This is a genomic window from Nocardia sp. NPDC127526 (genome assembly GCF_042672265.1).
GTDB lineage: Bacteria > Actinomycetota > Actinomycetes > Mycobacteriales > Mycobacteriaceae > Nocardia.
Genome location: NZ_JBHXVO010000001.1, coordinates 160,587 through 177,870 on the forward strand (window position 1 = coordinate 160,587; position 17,284 = coordinate 177,870).

The 17,284-nt window shown below is 66.4% G+C and carries 18 protein-coding genes; 11 read left to right on the plus strand and 7 right to left on the minus strand.

Annotated elements, in window-relative coordinates; translation table 11 throughout:
• On the plus strand, positions 1–513 hold the full coding sequence (locus tag ACFVIV_RS00835) for an ImmA/IrrE family metallo-endopeptidase (protein ID WP_379192472.1): 513 nt from the start codon (positions 1–3) through the stop codon (positions 511–513).
• Positions 510–1,529: a hypothetical protein gene (locus tag ACFVIV_RS00840; protein WP_379192473.1), complete on the plus strand. Its 1,020-nt coding sequence runs from the start codon at positions 510–512 to the stop codon at positions 1,527–1,529. The genes ACFVIV_RS00835 and ACFVIV_RS00840 overlap by 4 nt, the downstream gene beginning before the upstream one ends.
• A 393-nt stretch (positions 1,530–1,922) precedes the next feature.
• On the opposite strand, the gene ACFVIV_RS00845 is transcribed toward ACFVIV_RS00840, so the two are convergent.
• Positions 1,923–2,339: a helix-turn-helix domain-containing protein gene (locus ACFVIV_RS00845; RefSeq protein ID WP_011207048.1), complete on the minus strand. Its 417-nt coding sequence runs from the start codon at positions 2,337–2,339 to the stop codon at positions 1,923–1,925.
• A 361-nt stretch (positions 2,340–2,700) separates the two neighbouring features.
• Positions 2,701–3,867 carry a steroid 3-ketoacyl-CoA thiolase gene (locus tag ACFVIV_RS00850; protein ID WP_379192475.1) on the minus strand — a complete coding sequence of 389 codons (1,167 nt, stop codon included), beginning with the start codon at positions 3,865–3,867 and terminating at the stop codon, positions 2,701–2,703.
• Positions 3,868–4,074: 207 nt separating this feature from the next.
• Between ACFVIV_RS00850 and ACFVIV_RS00855 the strand changes: the two genes are divergently transcribed.
• On the plus strand, positions 4,075–5,283 hold the full coding sequence (locus ACFVIV_RS00855) for a cytochrome P450 (protein WP_379193101.1): 1,209 nt from the start codon (positions 4,075–4,077) through the stop codon (positions 5,281–5,283).
• Positions 5,284–5,342: 59 nt separating this feature from the next.
• On the opposite strand, the gene ACFVIV_RS00860 is transcribed toward ACFVIV_RS00855, so the two are convergent.
• Positions 5,343–5,771 carry a hypothetical protein gene (locus ACFVIV_RS00860; protein WP_379192477.1) on the minus strand — a complete coding sequence of 143 codons (429 nt, stop codon included), beginning with the start codon at positions 5,769–5,771 and terminating at the stop codon, positions 5,343–5,345.
• 218 nt (positions 5,772–5,989) lie between these two features.
• Here ACFVIV_RS00860 and ACFVIV_RS00865 point away from each other — a divergent pair, with 218 nt between their 5' ends.
• From ACFVIV_RS00865 to ACFVIV_RS00875, 3 genes are read left to right on the plus strand one after another with little or no spacing between them, the layout of a single operon-like run.
• On the plus strand, positions 5,990–6,337 hold the full coding sequence (locus tag ACFVIV_RS00865) for a hypothetical protein (RefSeq protein WP_379192479.1): 348 nt from the start codon (positions 5,990–5,992) through the stop codon (positions 6,335–6,337).
• Entirely contained in the window at positions 6,318–6,848 is a 531-nt protein-coding gene (locus ACFVIV_RS00870) for a DUF6879 family protein (RefSeq protein WP_379192480.1), read from the plus strand. Before ACFVIV_RS00865 ends, ACFVIV_RS00870 begins: the two co-directional genes overlap by 20 nt.
• Positions 6,845–7,687: a helix-turn-helix domain-containing protein gene (locus ACFVIV_RS00875; RefSeq protein ID WP_379192482.1), complete on the plus strand. Its 843-nt coding sequence runs from the start codon at positions 6,845–6,847 to the stop codon at positions 7,685–7,687. Before ACFVIV_RS00870 ends, ACFVIV_RS00875 begins: the two co-directional genes overlap by 4 nt.
• A gap of 99 nt (positions 7,688–7,786) precedes the next feature.
• Here ACFVIV_RS00875 and ACFVIV_RS00880 read toward each other — a convergent pair whose 3' ends face one another.
• The 3 genes from ACFVIV_RS00880 to ACFVIV_RS00890 all read right to left on the minus strand — a co-directional run bounded on the left by ACFVIV_RS00880 (position 7,787) and on the right by ACFVIV_RS00890 (position 11,745).
• Positions 7,787–8,788, minus strand: coding sequence for a sigma-70 family RNA polymerase sigma factor (locus tag ACFVIV_RS00880; protein WP_379192484.1), 1,002 nt, complete (start codon positions 8,786–8,788; stop codon positions 7,787–7,789).
• Positions 8,789–8,909: 121 nt separating this feature from the next.
• Positions 8,910–10,559, minus strand: coding sequence for an acyl-CoA synthetase (locus ACFVIV_RS00885; protein ID WP_379192486.1), 1,650 nt, complete (start codon positions 10,557–10,559; stop codon positions 8,910–8,912).
• 148 nt (positions 10,560–10,707) lie between these two features.
• Entirely contained in the window at positions 10,708–11,745 is a 1,038-nt protein-coding gene (locus ACFVIV_RS00890; RefSeq protein ID WP_379192488.1) for an LLM class F420-dependent oxidoreductase, read from the minus strand.
• A 104-nt stretch (positions 11,746–11,849) separates the two neighbouring features.
• Here ACFVIV_RS00890 and ACFVIV_RS00895 point away from each other — a divergent pair, with 104 nt between their 5' ends.
• From ACFVIV_RS00895 to ACFVIV_RS00910, 4 genes are read left to right on the plus strand one after another with little or no spacing between them, the layout of a single operon-like run.
• On the plus strand, positions 11,850–12,773 hold the full coding sequence (locus ACFVIV_RS00895; protein WP_379193102.1) for a Zn-ribbon domain-containing OB-fold protein: 924 nt from the start codon (positions 11,850–11,852) through the stop codon (positions 12,771–12,773).
• Positions 12,774–12,790: 17 nt separating this feature from the next.
• Positions 12,791–13,858, plus strand: coding sequence for a thiolase domain-containing protein (locus ACFVIV_RS00900; protein WP_379192490.1), 1,068 nt, complete (start codon positions 12,791–12,793; stop codon positions 13,856–13,858).
• Complete coding sequence (locus tag ACFVIV_RS00905; protein ID WP_379192491.1) at positions 13,855–15,021, plus strand: thiolase domain-containing protein; 1,167 nt, start codon at positions 13,855–13,857, stop codon at positions 15,019–15,021. Before ACFVIV_RS00900 ends, ACFVIV_RS00905 begins: the two co-directional genes overlap by 4 nt.
• Complete coding sequence (locus tag ACFVIV_RS00910; protein WP_379192493.1) at positions 15,018–15,452, plus strand: nuclear transport factor 2 family protein; 435 nt, start codon at positions 15,018–15,020, stop codon at positions 15,450–15,452. The genes ACFVIV_RS00905 and ACFVIV_RS00910 overlap by 4 nt, the downstream gene beginning before the upstream one ends.
• A 59-nt stretch (positions 15,453–15,511) precedes the next feature.
• On the opposite strand, the gene ACFVIV_RS00915 is transcribed toward ACFVIV_RS00910, so the two are convergent.
• A complete protein-coding gene (locus tag ACFVIV_RS00915; RefSeq protein WP_379192495.1) occupies positions 15,512–15,931 on the minus strand; it encodes a VOC family protein in 420 nt (139 codons plus the stop codon).
• A 134-nt stretch (positions 15,932–16,065) separates the two neighbouring features.
• Between ACFVIV_RS00915 and ACFVIV_RS00920 the strand changes: the two genes are divergently transcribed.
• Positions 16,066–17,262 (plus strand): glycosyltransferase, encoded by a 1,197-nt coding sequence (locus ACFVIV_RS00920; protein WP_379192497.1) that lies wholly within the window; start codon positions 16,066–16,068, stop codon positions 17,260–17,262.
• The last annotated feature ends 22 nt before the right edge of the window (positions 17,263–17,284 follow it).

Genomic DNA, 17,284 nt, shown 5'->3' on the forward strand with positions numbered 1-17,284 from the left:
ATGACGGAGAGCAAGGCGCATAGCATCGGGTCCTACCGCAGGGTGGCGGCCGCGGTGGACGCGGTGTGCGCGGTGGCCGCCGATTTCGACGCCACCACCCTGGACGAGGTCGTCGCCGCCATCTCGGCGGAGCGGCGCCGGCCCATCGAAATCGCCAGTGCGCAACTGGGTCCGGGCGTGTGCGGTCAGCGCCGCAGCTATCCGGACAAGGATGTGATCGTGCTGGCCCAGGCGCTGCCCAGCCGCGAGCACACCCTCGCGCACGAGCTCGGGCACATCGTCTTCGACCATCCCGGCGAGGCGGCCACCGAGGTGGTGCTGGAGGCCAGCGACGATCTCATCGCCTACATGCTCAGCCAGCGCGCCCATCAGAAGATCGTGGATCTGGGCGAGGACGAGCAGTGCGAATGGGAGGCGGAGACCTTCGCCAGCATGCTCATGACCCGGTTGCGTGTGTTCAACACCCGGGGCGCAGGCGTCTCGGTCCTTCGATTCGATGAGGCACTCGGATGACCTTCTGGTTGACGGCCATGCTGGTCTGGATGGCAGCCGGCGCCCGGGTGGGCCGGGTGCTGGTGAAGCCGGCCACCACCGCGCGCGTGGCCATAGTCGTCGCGGTGGCCGCGGTCGCCCTCACGGTCACCGTCGCCGTGCCGGATATCGGTGTGGCGGTGGACCATATCCTGCCGGCCGGCTTACGCGGCATGTGGCTGTCCGACCGGGCCACCACCGCCGCCTGGATCCTCTTCGCGACCGCCACCGCCGTGGTCGCGGCCGCCGCCTGGCCGGTGGTGTCGCGCCGCAATCTGCGTCAGATCGCCTGGATGATGTATGCGGGCGGTCTCATCGCCATGGTGCTCACGCTCATGTGGTCGGTCACCTTCGGCTGGGTGATCGTGCTGCTGGAGTGCGTGTTCATCGTGATCACCGGTGTGCGCAATCTGGACTGGACCACACTGGGCCGCGGTATCGCCTTGTACACCACCGGAACTCTGCTGGTCGGCGTGCTGGCGGGGCTGTCGGTGCGGCGCAATTTCCAGAATCAGCCCATGGCCGAGCCGGGCGACGGCGATTGGTTCTGGCCGGCCTGGCAGGCGGCGAGCCTGCTCATCGCCATCGGCGCGGTGTGGATCGTGATCGAGCTGTGGGTGCGAGCGCGCAGGCTGCTCAAGGACATTCGACCGCTGCACCGAGTGCTGATCGGGCGCTTCCCCGAGGTGGTGGCCAAGGATCAGACCGGGTCCACCACCCAGTTGAAGGCCTCCGATCAGGTCGCCCAGATCATGGACGCGCTCTACCTGCAGTCCGGCGGCGGTGTGGAGCTCGCCGCGGCGGGCGCGCCGCCGGAGGCGATAGCCGAGCGCGCGGCGCGGGTCGCGGAGTGGGCGCGGAATCCGTTCGGGGACGTATTGATCGACGGTCGCTGGATTGCCCCGCCGCCGGGCGTCGGGCCGCGCCGCTGGGTGCATGCCATTGCGCGGGCATTCACGGCGAGTAGCGAGAGCCGCACTCCCAGCGGTAGCCGCTGAATCGAACGTTCTATCCACTGAAACGAACCCCTGTGCACAGCACAGGGGTTCGTTTGTCGTACTTCGTGCATTGGGGGCGAAACACTCACAACGCGCAATTCGACATACTGCACAAAACAACTGGTCGGATAACTCGGTTTGACCCGAGCGCGTTTATGCCAGGATTGTGCATAATGCACCAGGCGCAGCGTTCTACGCCACATGGCCTCAGCGCCCTGAGACCGGTGCAACAGTCTTCGGCCGATCCGAATGGCTCAGCGGAGGAGCGACGCCGCCCTGCAAGCAGCGCCCCTCCGTCCGATCACCACCGCCACTACAGCGGGAGCAGTCCTGTTACAAACCAACACAGTGCGGCCTCCGAGCCAGCCGCACTGTGTTGCCTTGAGACGGGGCCTATTCCGTGCCGTCCGGAGGAATTTCGGGCAGCCCCTCGGAGGCCCGCAACTTCTCCGCCATGGAGGTGAGGAGGTTCTGAGATTCTTCGGACAGGTCGAACGCCCTACTCGACAGCCGACGCAGTCCGTAGCCCTGCAGCTGGGACAGCAGCTCTAGATCGTGATCGATCTTGGCCGCGTAGATGTCGTTGAAGAAGTAGTCCGGTTTTACCTTGAAGAACTTTGCCAGCGCGGCCACCGTCTCATCAGACGGGTTGGTCCGCTGTCCCGACCGCAACTGCGACAGATACGGTTTCGAGATCGGATGGCCGGACGCCGTCAAGGCAGCCGCCACCTCTGCGTTCGTGTGCGGCTTACGCCCCGGGGGATGCACGGTTTCGAACAGCTTGTTCAGCCGCGCCGCGAAATCAGCCATTGTGAGCCGCCCAATTCCCTTCGCTGTACTAACAGTCGTTATCTCGGATACGTATCATTGATATTAGCGGCTCAGTAACTGAAAACCTACGCCTGATTCGCGATTTCCTTGAAGCTTCTAGGCGGTGATCCGGGGAACCGGCCGTGGCTTGGGTGTTTGCGGGCCAACCCCACGGTTCTTGCGAGCCGCTTAAGAGCCCCGGTTCTGGCCCGTCGCGAGGGTCTTCTCCGACGGGCCACCGGTAGCCCTAAGATAGCTGACGTCTCATCTTCTTGTCTGTACCGGAGTTTGTGTGGCGTACGCCACGTTTCGCGGCACATGGGATGAACGTTCAACCATGGCCCAAATTGATTGGTATTGACTAGATCCGCTCGATGATGGTGCCTGTCGCAAGTGCGCCACCGCAGCACATCAGGATCATGGCGGTGCTCTTTCCGGAGCGTTCCAACTCGTGCAGCGCCGTGGTGATGAGCCGAGATCCGGTGCTGCCCACCGGATGACCGAGCGCAATTGCACCGCCGTTCACATTCACGCGATCGAAGTCCGGCTTGTGCACCGAGGCCCAGGACAGCACCACCGAGGCGAAGGCCTCGTTGATCTCGAACAGATCGATATCGGACATGCTCATGCCGCTGCGATCGAGCAGGCGCTGGCAGGCCTGCACCGGGCCGTCGAGGTGGAATTCCGGCTCCGAGCCCACCAGGCACTGCGAGACGATGCGCGCCCGCGGCCGCAAACCCGCACGCTCGGCGGCCTTTTCATCCATCAGCAGCACCGCGGCCGCGCCGTCGGAGACCTGCGAGGAGGTGCCGGCGGTGTGGATGCCGCCCTCGAGCACCGGCTTCAGTTTGGCCAGGCCCTCTTTCGTGGTCTCGCGCAGGCCCTGGTCCTTGGCGACGTCCAGGGTGTCGCCGGTGAGGTTGCCTTCCTTGTCCACCTGCGGGGCGTCCTTCAGGGCCAGCACTTCGCGATCGAAACGGCCCTCGGCCCACGCCTGTGCGGCCAGTCGCTGCGAGCGCACGCCCAATTCCTCGACATCGTCGCGAGAAATACCGCGCCGCTTGGCAATTCGCTCCGCTGCCTCGAATTGGTTGGGCATGTCGATATTCCACGAGGCGGGCCGCCGCGGCCCGGCGTGCGTTCCGACGTTGGCGCCCAAGGGAACATGCGACATGGACTCGATGCCGCACGCGAGGCCGATGTCGATGGCGCCGGTGGCGATGAGCCCGGCCACCATGCCCGCGGCCTGCTGTGCGGAACCGCACTGATTGTCGATGGTGACCGCACCGGTCTGCCACGGCAGCCCGGCATGCAGCCACGCGGTGCGGGTGACATTGTTGGACTGCTCGCCCACCTGCATGACGCAGCCGCCGACCACCTGCTCGACCAGTGCCGGGTCCAGGTGCGCGCGCTCCAGCACACCCTTCTGCGCGGCGCCGAGGAGCTCCGCGGCGTGCAGCCCGGCCAGCCAGCCATTGCGCTTGCCGATGGGGGTGCGCGCGGCCTCGACGATGACGGGTGTGCCCATTTCTTTCCTTCCGGTACAGAACTGCAACAAGTTCTCTGCGGGTGGTCAACCTTAGTTAACGGTGTTTTCCATTACCTCTTCTCCTGGTTTACCACCCGTGCTTCAATAACGGTAGAACAGGTTTCAGTTAGTCAAAGGAGACAGCTGGTGGCGGAGACGCACACACGCCCGAACGTGCCGGACGGATTCGATCTCACCGACCCGGAGATGTGGGCGCAGCGCGTGCCCGCCGAGGAACTCGCCGAACTGCGCCAGGCCGCCCCCGTCTGGTGGAACCCCAAGTCTCCGGAGATCGGCGGCTTCCACGACGACGGTTTCTGGGTGGTCAGCAAGCATGCCGACGTCAAGACGGTCTCGCGGCGCGACGATGTGTTCTCCACCTACGAGAACACCGCCATCCCGCGCTTCAACGACGACATCACCCGCGAGCAGATCGAACTGCAGCGCTTCGTCCTGCTGAACAAGGACGCCCCCGAGCACACCAAACTGCGGAAGATCATCTCCAAGGGCTTCACCCCGCGCGTCATCAATGGTCTGCGCGCCGAGCTGACCGCGCGGGCCGAGGCCATCGTGCAGGCGGCGGCGGCCGCCGGGACCGGGGACTTCGTGGAGCAGGTGGCGGCCGAACTGCCGTTGCAGGCCATCGCCGAACTGATCGGCGTGCCCCAGGAGGACCGGTTCAAGCTCTTCAAATGGTCGAATGAGATGACCAGCTACGACGATCCGGACAGCGACGCCGATCCCGTGGTCGCCTCCACCGAGATCCTGGGCTACTCCTACCAGATGGCCGAGGCCCGCCGGGCCTGTCCGGCCGACGATATCGTCACCGAGCTGATCAATGCCGATATGGACGGCGAGGCGCTGCTGCCCGAGGAATTCGGCTTCTTCGTCATGATGCTGGCCGTGGCCGGCAACGAGACCACCCGCAATGCCACCACCCACGGCATGGCCGCCTTCCTCGAAAACCCGGACCAGTGGGAGCTTTTCAAGGCCCAGCGCCCCAAAACCGCCGCCGACGAGATCATCCGCTGGGCCACCCCCGTCAGCACCTTCCAGCGCACCGCGCTCGAAGACATCGAACTCGGTGGGGCCCAGATCAAGAAGGGCCAGCGCGTCCTGCTCTCCTACCGCTCCGCCAACTTCGACGAAGAGGTCTTCGACGACCCCTTCACCTTCAACATCCTCCGCGACCCCAACCCCCACCTCTCCTTCGGCGGCACCGGCGCCCACTACTGCATCGGCGCCAACCTGGCCCGCCTGGAAATCGAGATCATCTTCAACGCCATCGCCGACCACATGCCCGACATCACCAAACTCGGCGACCCGAAACGGCTGCGCTCGGGCTGGCTGAACGGTGTGAAGGAATTCCAGGTCGACTACAAGACCAAGGGCGGCGGCTGCCCCGTCGCACACTGATCCGGCTGAAGCAGGGCGGGCGACCGGATTCCGGTCGCCCGCCCTGCATTTCACCACCCCTACGCGATCGGCCGCATCGTCGACCTCCCACCCCGGGCGTAAGTCTCCTCGGGATGCAGGGTGACAACGTCGACCTGCTCAACCAGCGCCCCCGGCACCCGCCCACCCTCGAAATGCTCCGGCCCGGGAACAATAACGGCCTCGGCATCGAGCCGATTCACCTGCGCCTTCAGCCGCGCCAGCGGCGGCCGCCCCGACGCGGGGTCATAAACGACCACACCCGCGAAGTCATACCCCAGCTGAGCGGCGCGCTGTCGCATCTGGCTCTCGTCCCAGAGCTGCCCAATCCCCGACACATCGGTCCGCAGATACCCGAGACACGTTGCCCTGAAACGCATATCCGCCCTTTGTTCAGTGGAATCGTCTCCGTAGTCGTTGACCTCCAAGAACCCGCCCGGGAACTCGAAGACCCGCTTCTGCCAAGACATTTCGCCCCTCCGTCCGCCGTTGATACGGCGGCTCGGAGCCGAGCCGACTGCACCGTCTCCGAGCGCCCGACCTTGACGCTCAACGGCTGCATTGCTGCAACTCCAGGAGCTTGCAGCAGCTTGCGCGCATTCCTCCAAACCATCTCAAGGCCGACAACAACGGAGGATCATGAGACGTGCAATCCGCAAGGTGCTGCACAGCAACGGGAGGACAGGCCATGAATCCTGAACAAACCACCGGACTGCGGTTCCTGGGCAAAGGCGGTACTACCGCCAACGGGTGCCCTTCCGCCTACGTCACCGGCCACGGCACATTCCTCATCCAGGGTTGGGTAACCGATCGGCCGGATACAGTTGAAATCCCGCACCTACTGCTAGGTTTCGTCGAGCCGGACACCTTCATCGGCGCGCATCTGTCCGATACCGGACGCGGAACCTTCCTGCTGACCGGGCGCGCCGTGACCGAACCCGAGGCGTTGGCGCAGCTAGACCTGTACGAAGACGAGGCCGCCATCGAGGTGCCGCTGTGCGAGAGGACGTTCTACGGTGTTGCTGCTGCCAGGTAAGGCGTTCAACGAGCCATTCGAGTCCTGCCAGAGAGAAGCCTTCCACTACGAGGTGCAGGACACCTACGAGACGCCGGAGGAGTCCGAGCCATTCACCAGGTTCCTCGCCGGGCAACCTGATGACTACGTGTGGATGGAGGGCTGGCTCGACCTGGTGCGGTCGATGACGGCACGTGGCGTCCATGTCCGTCGAGCCAGGGTGGTCACGGTTCCGCACACCGACTACACCCGTTTCGCACTTGAGGTCGCTATCCGGTGCAATTCCGTCGCGGGCGAGGAGATCAAGTACCTGCCCCGGCACCTGATCGACGCCAACCTCCTGACCACCGATGATTGGTGGCTGATGGATGACGAGACCGTGGCCTTCACGGTGTTCGAGCCGACCGGGCAATTCATCGGCGGCGCGGTCACCACCGATCCACGAATCGTGAGCTACATCAGGGAAGTGCGAGACCGGGTGTGGGAGCAGGCCATTCCGCTTGCTGACTACGGGGACCAGCCCTCTCGGTGACAAAAACAGCTCATGAGGCACGCGAAGCTCTCGGTATCCGGCTCCGGGAGCTTCGTCGTGATGCGGGACTGACCGGTCGTCGGCTCGCCGACCTCGCGGGCTGGCACGAATCGAAGACGAGCCGCATCGAGTACGGCAAGCAAACCCCCACCGAGGCAGACCTTCGCGCCTGGTGCGAGCACACCGGCAGCCTCGACCAACTACCGGACCTGATCGCGACCCTGCGGAACCTTCAGGCCGCCTACATGGAGTGGCGGCGAGTTCTAGGTACCGGCACGAAGCGCCGTCAGAAGATTCAGGTGAAGCTGGAGTCCGAAACCAATGCGATGCGTTGGTATGAACCATCTTTGGTGCCGGGATTGCTTCAGACACCGGAGTACATCGAGGAAGTCCTCACGCGCGTCATCAGATTCAACGCCATCCCCGATGACCTCGAACAGGGAATGACTGCCCGGATCGAACGGCAACGGGTGCTGTACCACGGCGCGCACCGGTTCTCCTTCGTGATTGCCGAACAGGTTCTGCAGACCACTTTGGGCAATGACTCGGTGATGGTAGGGCAGCTGGATCGGCTGCTGTCGATAATGGCGCTGCCCAGAGTTGCGATCGGGATTGTGCCCCGCCGCACCGCGATCGAGGCCCCGGCGCCCAACGGGTTCGTGATCTATGACAACCGTCTGGTGCAGGCGGAGACGGTAACCGCCGAGCTGTCGATCACCCAGCCCCGCGAGATCGCCTTGTACGGCAAGCTGTTCACCCACCTGACCAAGCAAGCCGTCTACGGCGAGGCAGCCCGCACTCTGATCATGTCCGAACTGGACCGGCGACGATCCCCATGAGAAACGGCCCACGGGTTTTCACCCGTGGGCCGTTCGCGCATGTCGCCGGACTGCACCGGACCACCCCGGCGCTCCACCGTGCCCGGCGACAAGGTCCCTTTAGTTCTCCCGGTACTCCATCGGAAGACCGAAGAGCGGGAAGAGCTTATCGGTATCGAGGAAGAAGTTGAGACCCGCGACCCGATCGCCGTCGATCTCGAGCATGGTGATCGACCACGGCACCCACACGCCGGGCTGATCCGCGCTCGGCTTGTAGTGCGCGAAGGCGGGCATGCCGTTGGCGCCGACCGGCACCATGCGCGAATTGCGGCAGGCATGGCCGGTGCCGAGCATGAACGCGGCCACGTTCTCCGGACCGGAGACCCAGAGCGGGATGGGCGGCATGGACAGCGCCACATCGGCTTTGAGCAGCTCGGTCAGCGCTTCCATGTCGTAGGACTCGAACGCCTTGACGAAATCGTCGATGAGCTTGCGCTGCTGCTCATTGGATTCGTCGAAGACATCCGAGGGCGTGGCCACCTCGTTCACCTTGGACATGGTGGCGCGGGCGCGCTGCAGCGCGCTGTTCACCGAGGCGGGCGAGACATTGAGCATGTCCGCGGTCTCGCTGGCGGAAAACCGCAGCACCTCGCGCATGATCAGAATGGCGCGCTGGGTGGCGGGCAGATGCTGGACCGCGGCCACGAAGGCCAGCCGCAGCGTGTCCTTGGCGCTGGCGGCCTCGGCCGGGTCCGCGCCGAAGGCCAGGGCATTCGGAATCGGTTCCACCCAGACGTAATCCGGCTCCGGCATGGGGAGCGGTGAATCGGGGGTGGAGGGACCGGACAGATCCATGGGCCGGGCGCGGCGCTGCGGACCGTCGAGCATGTCCAGGCAGACATTGGTGGTGATCTTGTAGAGCCACGAGCGGAGGCTCGAGCGGCCTTCGAACGCGTCGTAGGACTTCCACGCCCGGGTGAAGGATTCCTGCACCGCGTCCTCGGCTTCGAAGGACGAGCCGAGCATGCGATACGCGTACGCGCACAGCTCGCGCCGGTGCCCCTCGAACGATTGCAATACCTCGTCCGTGATGGTGCCGGACGGCCCTGCTGGCTTGCTCATGACTGACACTCTTGCACAGGCCACCGACAAGAAACACCGCTCGATTGCGCCATTTTTGCCACTTCAGAAACAGCCGTGCCCACCTGTATCAACAGGTGGGCACAGCGATAGCCGTTCTCGCCTATTTGGTCGTCGGCGCCTGGGCGTGGTTGTCGGCCTCGCGCGCCTCGGTCTGCGCCTTGGCCCACTTGTAGTCGGGCTTGCCGGCCGGCGACCGCTTGATCTCGTCCACGTACCACAGGCTGCGCGGCATCTTGTAGGAGGAGATCTCCTGAGTCAGCGTGGGGCGCAACTCTTCCAGGGTCGGGCGCTTGTCGTCGCGGCAGTGCACGACCGCGACCACGCGCTGTCCCCAGCGCTCGTCGGGCACGCCGACGACGAGCGCGTCGAAGACATCGGGGTGCGCCTTGAGCGCGCCCTCGACCTCCTCGGGGTAGATCTTCTCGCCGCCGGAGTTGATGGACACCGATCCGCGGCCGAGCATGGTGACGGTGCCGTCCTCCTCCACGCGGGCGTAGTCGCCGGGGATGGAGTAGCGAATCCCGTTGAACTCCTTGAACGTCTCCGCGGACTTGACCGGGTCGTTGTAGTAGCCGAGCGGGATGTTGCCGGTGCGGGCGAGCAGGCCGACCTGCCCGGAGCCCGGCACCACCTCGTTGCCGTTCTCGTCGAGCACCTTGGTGGAGCCGTCGATCTTGACGCGCGGTCCGCCGGTGTGGGTGGCGCCCTTGGTCGCCACGGCCAGCCCGCCGAAGCCGGTCTCCGAGGAGCCGATGGAATCGGTGATGAGCGCGTTCGGGAACTTCTCGATGAACTCGTCCTTCAGCGCCGGCGAGAACAGCGCCGCGCTGCTGGCCAGCACCCACAGGCTCGAATGCTGGTACGGCGCACCGGTTTCCGGATTGCCCTCGCGCAGCGCGTCCAGCATCGGGCGGGCCATGGCGTCACCGGTTATGAAGATCATGTTGATGCCGTGCCGCTCGATGGCCTGCCATACGCCGTGGCCGCTGAACTCGGGCAGCATGACGGCCTTGCCGCCGTCGAACAGGCTGTGCAGGGTCGCGGTGAACGAGCCGCCGTGGATCAGCGGCGGGATCGGGTAGCGCACCATGGCGGTGGCGCCGCTGGCGCCGCCCTTGGACTGCTCCCACTCGTCCTGGATGAATTCGCCGGTGTAGAAGTTGATGCCGCCGCCGAGGACGCGCCACCAGTCCTCTTGCCGCCACATCACGCCCTTGGGCAGGCCGGTGGTGCCGCCGGTGTAGATCATCATGATGTCGTCGGAGGAGCGCTCCTCGAAATCCCGTTCGCCGTGCGAGCCGGCAAGCGCGGCTTCGTATTCCACCGCATTCGGGGGGAGCGGGAGATCGGTGCCGTCCTCGACGGTGATGACCGATCCGATGGCGGCCACATTCGGCAGCACATTGGCCACCTTGTCGCTGTAGCGGCGCTCGTGGATGAGCGCGACCATATCCGAGTTGGTAAAGATGTATTGCAACTCGTTCTCGACGTACCGGTAGTTCACGTTGATCATGACTGCCCGGGCCTTGAAGATGGCCACCATGGCTTCCACGGCCTCAATGGTGTTGCGCGAGTAGACGCCGACCTTGTCGCCCGGCCGCACCCCCTGTTCCTGCAGGTAGTGCGCGAGCCGATTGGCTCGGTCCTCCAACTCGGCGTAGGTCACCGAACGAGTGTCATCGGCCAGCGCGACACGTTCCGGCATGAGGTCGATGGTGTGCTCGACGAGGTCCGCTATGTTGTAGCTCACAGGATGAAAATAGAACGTGTTCTTGCTCGCCGCAAGGTTGGATTTCGAGACCGGATTCCGCACCGATCGAGCGGGCGATGTGTCCCCCGTCACAGACTATGCGGTCAGATGACCAATCGCCAGCCCGAATGCGGATTTGAAACGCGTTCTACGACTGAATAAGCGGCTGCAACCGTTCCATTTGGGCGAGATCCCGGACGCCGACGAGCAGCATTGTCACGCCGGCCTTTTCCCATACCCGCAACTGCTGACGCACATGCGCCTCGTCGCCGATGATCATGGTGTCCAGAATCAGCTCATCGGGCACCGCGGCCGCCGCCTCGTCCTTCTTGCCCGCGCGGAAGAGCCGGGTGATCTCGTCGACCTGCTCGCCGTAACCCATGCGGCGGTAGACCTGCGCGTGGAAATTGAGCTCCTCCGCGCCCATGCCGCCGATGTACAGGGACATGACCGGGCGCAGGCGATCGAGCTCCGCCTTGGGGTCGTCGGTGAGGATGACCTGTGCGGTGGCGGCGATTTCGAAGTCCGCGCGGGAACGGCGCGCACCCGGCCGCGCGAAACCCTCGTCCAGCCAAGCGTTGTACATGTCCGCCAGCCGCGGCGTGTAGTAGATGGCCAGCCAGCCGTCGGCGATCTCGGCGGTCAGCGCCACGTTCTTCGGCCCCTCCGCGCCCAGCCAGATGGGCAGGTCCGCGCGCAGCGGATGGGTGATGGGCTTGAGCGGCTTGCCCAGCCCGCTGGCGTCGGATCGGTTGTAGGGCAACGGATAATGCGGCCCCGCGCTGGTCACCTTGCCCTCGCGGGCCAGCACCTGCCGGATGATGTCGACGTACTCGCGGGTGCGGGTCAGCGGCTTGGCGAAGGGCTGGCCGTACCAGCCCTCCACCACCTGCGGGCCCGAGACGCCGAGGCCGAGGATGGCCCGGCCGCCGCTGAGGTGATCGAGGCTGAGCGCGGCCATGGCGGTGGCGGTGGGCGTGCGCGCCGAGAGCTGCACCACGGAGGTGCCCAGGCGCACCCGGTCGGTGCTCGCACCCCACCAGGCCAGCGGCGTGAAGGCATCCGAACCCCAGGACTCGGCGGTGAACACCGCGTCGAATCCGGCGTCCTCGGCGGCGATCACCAATTCCTGTGCATTGGCGGGCGGCTGCGCGCCCCAATATCCGAGTTGCAACCCAAAGCGCATGTTCGGTTCCCTTCCCACTTGGGCTCTTGCGACCGTTGTTAGAACCTGTTCTACTCGATCTCGTGACTCTGGGGAACACCGAAGTACTCGCCGCACCGCTGCGGATGACGTTCGATTACACCCGCTCCACCGGCCCGACCATCGGACGCTTCCTGACCGGGCTGCGCGCCGGGCGGATCGTCGGGGTGCGGGGTTCCGATGGGCGCGTGATCGTGCCGCCCGCGGAATTCGATCCGATCACGGCGGAACCGCTGACCGAATTCGTCGACGTGGCCGATGTGGGCACCGTGCGCAGCTGGAGCTGGGTGGCCGAACCGCTGCCGGGCCAGCCCTTCGACCGGCCCTTCGCCTACGCGCTCATCGAGCTGGACGGGGCCGACACCGCGCTGCTGCACGCCGTGGACGTCGCCGCGCCCGAGGATATGAGCACCGGCATGCGGGTGCGGGCGCGCTGGGCCGGCGAGCGCGGCGGCTCCATTCACGACATCGCCTGCTTCGAGCCGGGTGAAACCTCGGTCGCGGCAAGCCCTTCCGAGCAGGAGGGCGAGCCGATCACCGGCATCGTCACCCCGATCGACCTGAGCTTCAAGCACACCGCCGCCCCGCAGGAGACCGAATTCCTGAAGGCCCTGGTCGAGGGCCGCCTGCTGGGTGCGCGCGCGGGCAATGACGGCAAGGTGTACTTCCCGCCGCGCGGCGCCGATCCGCGCACCGGCGCGCCCACCGAGGATTACGTGGAGCTGCCCGACACCGGCATCGTCACCACCTTCTGCATCGTGAACGTGCCGTTCCAGGGCCAGCGCATCAAGCCGCCGTACGTGGCCGCCTACATCCTGCTGGACGGGGCCGATATTCCGTTCCTGCACCTGGTGCTCGGCCTGGCGGCCACCGATGTGCGGATGGGCATGCGGGTCAAGGCGGTGTGGAAGCCGCGCGAGGAATGGGACTACGGGCTGGACAACATCCTGCACTTCGAACCCACCGGCGAGCCCGACGCGGCCTACGAGTCCTTCGCGCACCACCTGTAGAGAGGCGCTGAAACACCTTGAGCAACACAGCAAGTGACATCGCGGTGGTGGGGTTCGCCCACGCGCCGCACGTGCCGGAGACCTTCGGCACCACCAATGGCGTGGAAATGCTGCAGCCCTGCTTCACGGAGCTGTACGCGAAGCTCGGCATCAAGACCGCCGATATCGACTTCTGGTGCTCCGGATCCTCGGATTACCTTGCCGGGCGCGCCTTCTCGTTCATCTCCGCCATCGACTCCATCGGCGCGGTGCCGCCCATCAATGAATCCCACGTGGAGATGGACGCGGCCTGGGCGCTGTACGAGGCGTGGGTGAAACTGCGTTCCGGACAGGCGAAGACGGCCCTGGTCTACGGCTTCGGCAAGGCGTCGGCGGGCACGCTGCGGCAGATTCTCACCCTGCAGACCGATCCGTACCTGGTCGCGCCGCTGGGGCCGGACGCGGTGTCCATGGCCGGATTGCAGGCGCGGGCGGGCCTGTCCGCCGGGCGCTGGACCGAGCGGGACATGGCCGCGGTCGCCGCCAACGCCGCCGCCAATGGCGCGGGCGCCGCCACCGCGCGCACCGAGACCGATATCGACAAGCTGCTGGCCGCACCGTATGTGGCCGATCCGTTCCGCGCCCATGACATCGCGCCCATTACCGATGGCGCGGCCGCCATCGTGCTCGCGGTGGGCGATCGGGCGCGCGAGCTGTGCGAGCGGCCCGCGTGGCTGACCGGGATGGCGCACTACATCGACACCCCCATGCTGGGCGCGCGCGATCTCACCGTGTCGGCGTCCACCGCCAAGGCGGCGCGTGCCGTCACCGGCGGTGATGCGAGCGGATTCGATGTCGCCGAGCTGAATGCCCAGTTCAGCCATGAGGAGATCATTCTCAAGGAGGCGATCGGGCTGAACGGCTCGACCCGCATCAACCCCTCCGGCGGACCGCTGGCGGGCAATCCCATGTTCGCGGCGGGCCTGGAGCGCATCGGCTTCGCCGCCACCGAAATCATCAATGGCACCGCGAATCGCGCACTGGCCCATGCCAGTAGCGGTCCGGCGTTGCAGCAGAACCTGGTCGCCACCCTGGAGGCACGATGAGCAACCCGGCCGCCGTACTCGGCACCGGCCAGACCCACCATGTGACCAAGCGGTCGGACGTGTCCATGCCGGGCATGTGCCGCGAGGCCATCGACCGTGCGCTCGCCGATGCCGAGCTCACCATGGCCGATATCGACGCCGTCGTGGTCGGCAAGGCCCCCGATTTCTTCGAGGGCGCCATGATGCCGGAGCTGTTCATGGCCGATGCCCTGGGCGCGACCGGTAAACCGCTGCTGCGGGTGCACACCGCAGGTTCGGTCGGCGGTTCCACCGGCATCGTGGCCGCCAATCACGTGCAGGCGGGCGTGTACGGCAAGGTGCTGGCCGTCGCCTGGGAGAAGCAGTCGGAATCCAATGCCATGTGGGCGCTGTCGAATCCGGTGCCCTTCACCAAACCGGTCGGCGCGGGCGCGGGCGGCTACTTCGCCCCGCACGTGCGCGCCTACATCCGCCGCGCCAATGCCCCGCTGCACATCGGCGCCATGGTGGCGGTGAAGGATCGCCGCAATGGCGCGCGGAATCCGCTCGCGCATCTCAAGCAGGCCGAGATCACCATGGAATCGGTGATGGCCTCGCAAATGCTGTGGGACCCCATTCGTTTCGACGAGACCTGCCCGTCCTCGGACGGCGCCTGCGCCATGGTCATCGGCGACGAGGCCTCGGCCAAGGCGATGGAGGCCCGGGGGCGCAAGGTGGCGTGGGTGCACGGCACCGCCATGCGCACCGAACCGCTCGCCTACTCCGGGCGCGATCAGGTGAATCCCCTTGCGGGACAGGAGGCCGCCCGCGCGCTGTGGCGGCAGGCCGGGATCACCAATCCGCTCGAGGAGATCGATGCGGCCGAGATCTATGTGCCCTTCTCGTGGTTCGAGCCCATGTGGCTGGAGAACCTGGGCTTCATGCCCGAGGGCGAGGGCTGGAAGCTCACCGACTCCGGTGACACCGCCCTCGGCGGCAAGCTGCCGGTCAATCCCTCCGGCGGCGTGCTGTCCTCCAATCCGATCGGCGCGTCGGGCCTGATCCGGTTCGCCGAATCCGCCAAGCAGGTCATGGACCGGGCCGGCGACTATCAGGTCGCGGGTGCGCGCAAGGCCTTCGGCCACGCGTACGGCGGTGGGTCGCAGTACTTCTCGATGTGGGTCGTAGGAAGCGAGCAGCCATGACAACCGAGACCGGTACGACCACCGGAACCGATCATCCGGCGCGGGTGGCCGCCTTCGCCTCGCAGTCCGCGGTGCGCGCGCGGGACAAGGACACCTGGGTGTCGCTGTTCGCGGCGGACGGCATTGTCGAGGATCCTGTCGGCCCGTCCTTCTTCGATCCGGACGGCAAGGGACACCGCGGGACCGAGGCCATCGCGGCGTTCTGGGACAAGGCGATCGCCATGACGGACTCGATCGAGTTCCTCTTCGACGATTCCTTCGCCTGTGGTTCGGAGATCGCCTTCACCGGCCGCATCCGCTCCACCGTCGGCGGGAATGTCATCGACGCCGAGGGCGTGTTCACCTACAAGGTCGACGCGGACGGGAAGATCCTCGCGCTGCGCGCCTTCTGGGAGACCGAGCGCGCCATGGCGACCGCCAAACCCGCGTAAGAGGCCGAAAAGCAGGGCGGGCGACCGGATTCCGGTCGCCCGCCCTTGCGGCTTTCGGGTCAGTTCGCGCCCGGGTAGTCCATGTAGAACGGCTCCCACTGGTGCCCGTCCGGATCGATGAAGGTGCGGCCGTGCATGCCCGCCTGGGCTTCCTGGGCCCGCTTGTCGTCGTTCACCTCTTCGGTGGCGCCGGCGGCGAGCGCGGCCTCGGTGAGGGCGTCGACTTCCTGGGCGCTGCCCAGCGACAGGGCGTAGGCGGCGTGGATGGCGGACTTGGTGTCGGCGATCGGGCGCTTCGAGAAGGTCGGGAAGAAGTCCTTGGTCAGCAGCATGAGGCAGATGTTGTCGTCGATGACGATGCATGCGGCATTGCCGTCGGTGAAGTCCTGGTTCACCTTCCAGCCCAGCGCCTCGTAGAAGCCCTTCGACCGGTCCAGATCGGCCACGGGGAGGTTGATGAAGATCATTTTGCTGGCCATGTCGGCTCGTCCTTTCATCCGCATGTCGAGTGCGCTTCGTTGATGTCATGGATAGGGACGAACCGGGCGGTAAAAACTCATCGGTGCCGCGCGATCTGCCCGACCGTGACAGAGTGGCGGACAGGAGGTGCCCGATGACGTACAGCTACCTGGTCGCGCTGACCGGAAGCGGGGGGACGGTACCGGCGGAACTCGGGGTGGTGCGCAGGCTCGTGCGACGCGGGCACGAGGTCACGGTGCTGGCCGAGGAATCCCTGGCCGCGGAGGTGACGGCCGCGGGGGCGCGCATGCGGTCCCGGGCGGGCGCCGGCTTCGCGTGCGATACCGCCGCCGAGATCGACAGTGCGCGACCGGATCTGGTGCTGGCCTCGTATTTCGCGTTCGGCGCCATGGTGGCGGCGCAATCGCGCGGGGTGCCGTTCTCGGTGCTGATCCCCGGCATCTATCCGCTGCCGGTGGAAGGCGGCCCGCCGCCCGGATCCGGTTTCGGCCCGGCCCGCGGCCCGCTCGGACGCTGGCGGGACCGGATCATCGGGACGCTCGTGCAGCGCCGCTGGGACCAGGAACTGCTATCGCAGTTGAACGCGCTGCGCGCCGAATTCGATCTGGAGCGCCTGGCCCACTATCAGGATCAGGTCCAACTCGCCCATCGCCAGCTCGTATTGTCCAGCGAGGCATTCGATTTCCCGGCGCAGCACCCCGATGGCGTGCGCTGGGCAGGCCCCATCCTCGACGATCCGTCCTGGACGAGCGAGACCCCCTGGACCGTCCCCGACGGCGGCGACCCGCTCATCCTGATCTCCCTCTCCACCACCTTCCAGCGCCAAACCGATTGCCTGCAGCGCATTGCCACCGCCTTCGCCGATCTCCCGGTGCGCGGCATCATGACCACCGGCCCGGCCATCGATCCGGCCGTGATCACCGCCCCGCCGAATGTGACCGTCCTGCGCACGGCCCCCCACCACGAGATCATGCGTCACGCCAGCCTGGTCATCACCCACGGCGGCCACAACACCGTCCTCAAGGCCCTGGCCGCCGACCTCCCCCTGCTGGTCCTCCCACACGGCCGCGACCACGCCGACAACGCAGCCCGCCTGCGCGCCCACCGCGCCGGAATCACCCTGCCCCGCACCGCCACCCCACCCCGCATCGCCCGCACCGTCCGCCGCCTCCTCCGCAGCCCCGCCCACTACCGCGCCGCCGCCGAACTCGGCCGGGTCATCCGCCGCGACGCCCTGGGCGCGCAGTTGCTGCGGGAGCTCGAACCCGCCTCCGATAACGCGGACCCGGTCGCGGCCCGCGATTTCCCGGTGCGTGAGCTGGAATCGTGAGTCGCCGGGTGCCGGAGCGCGA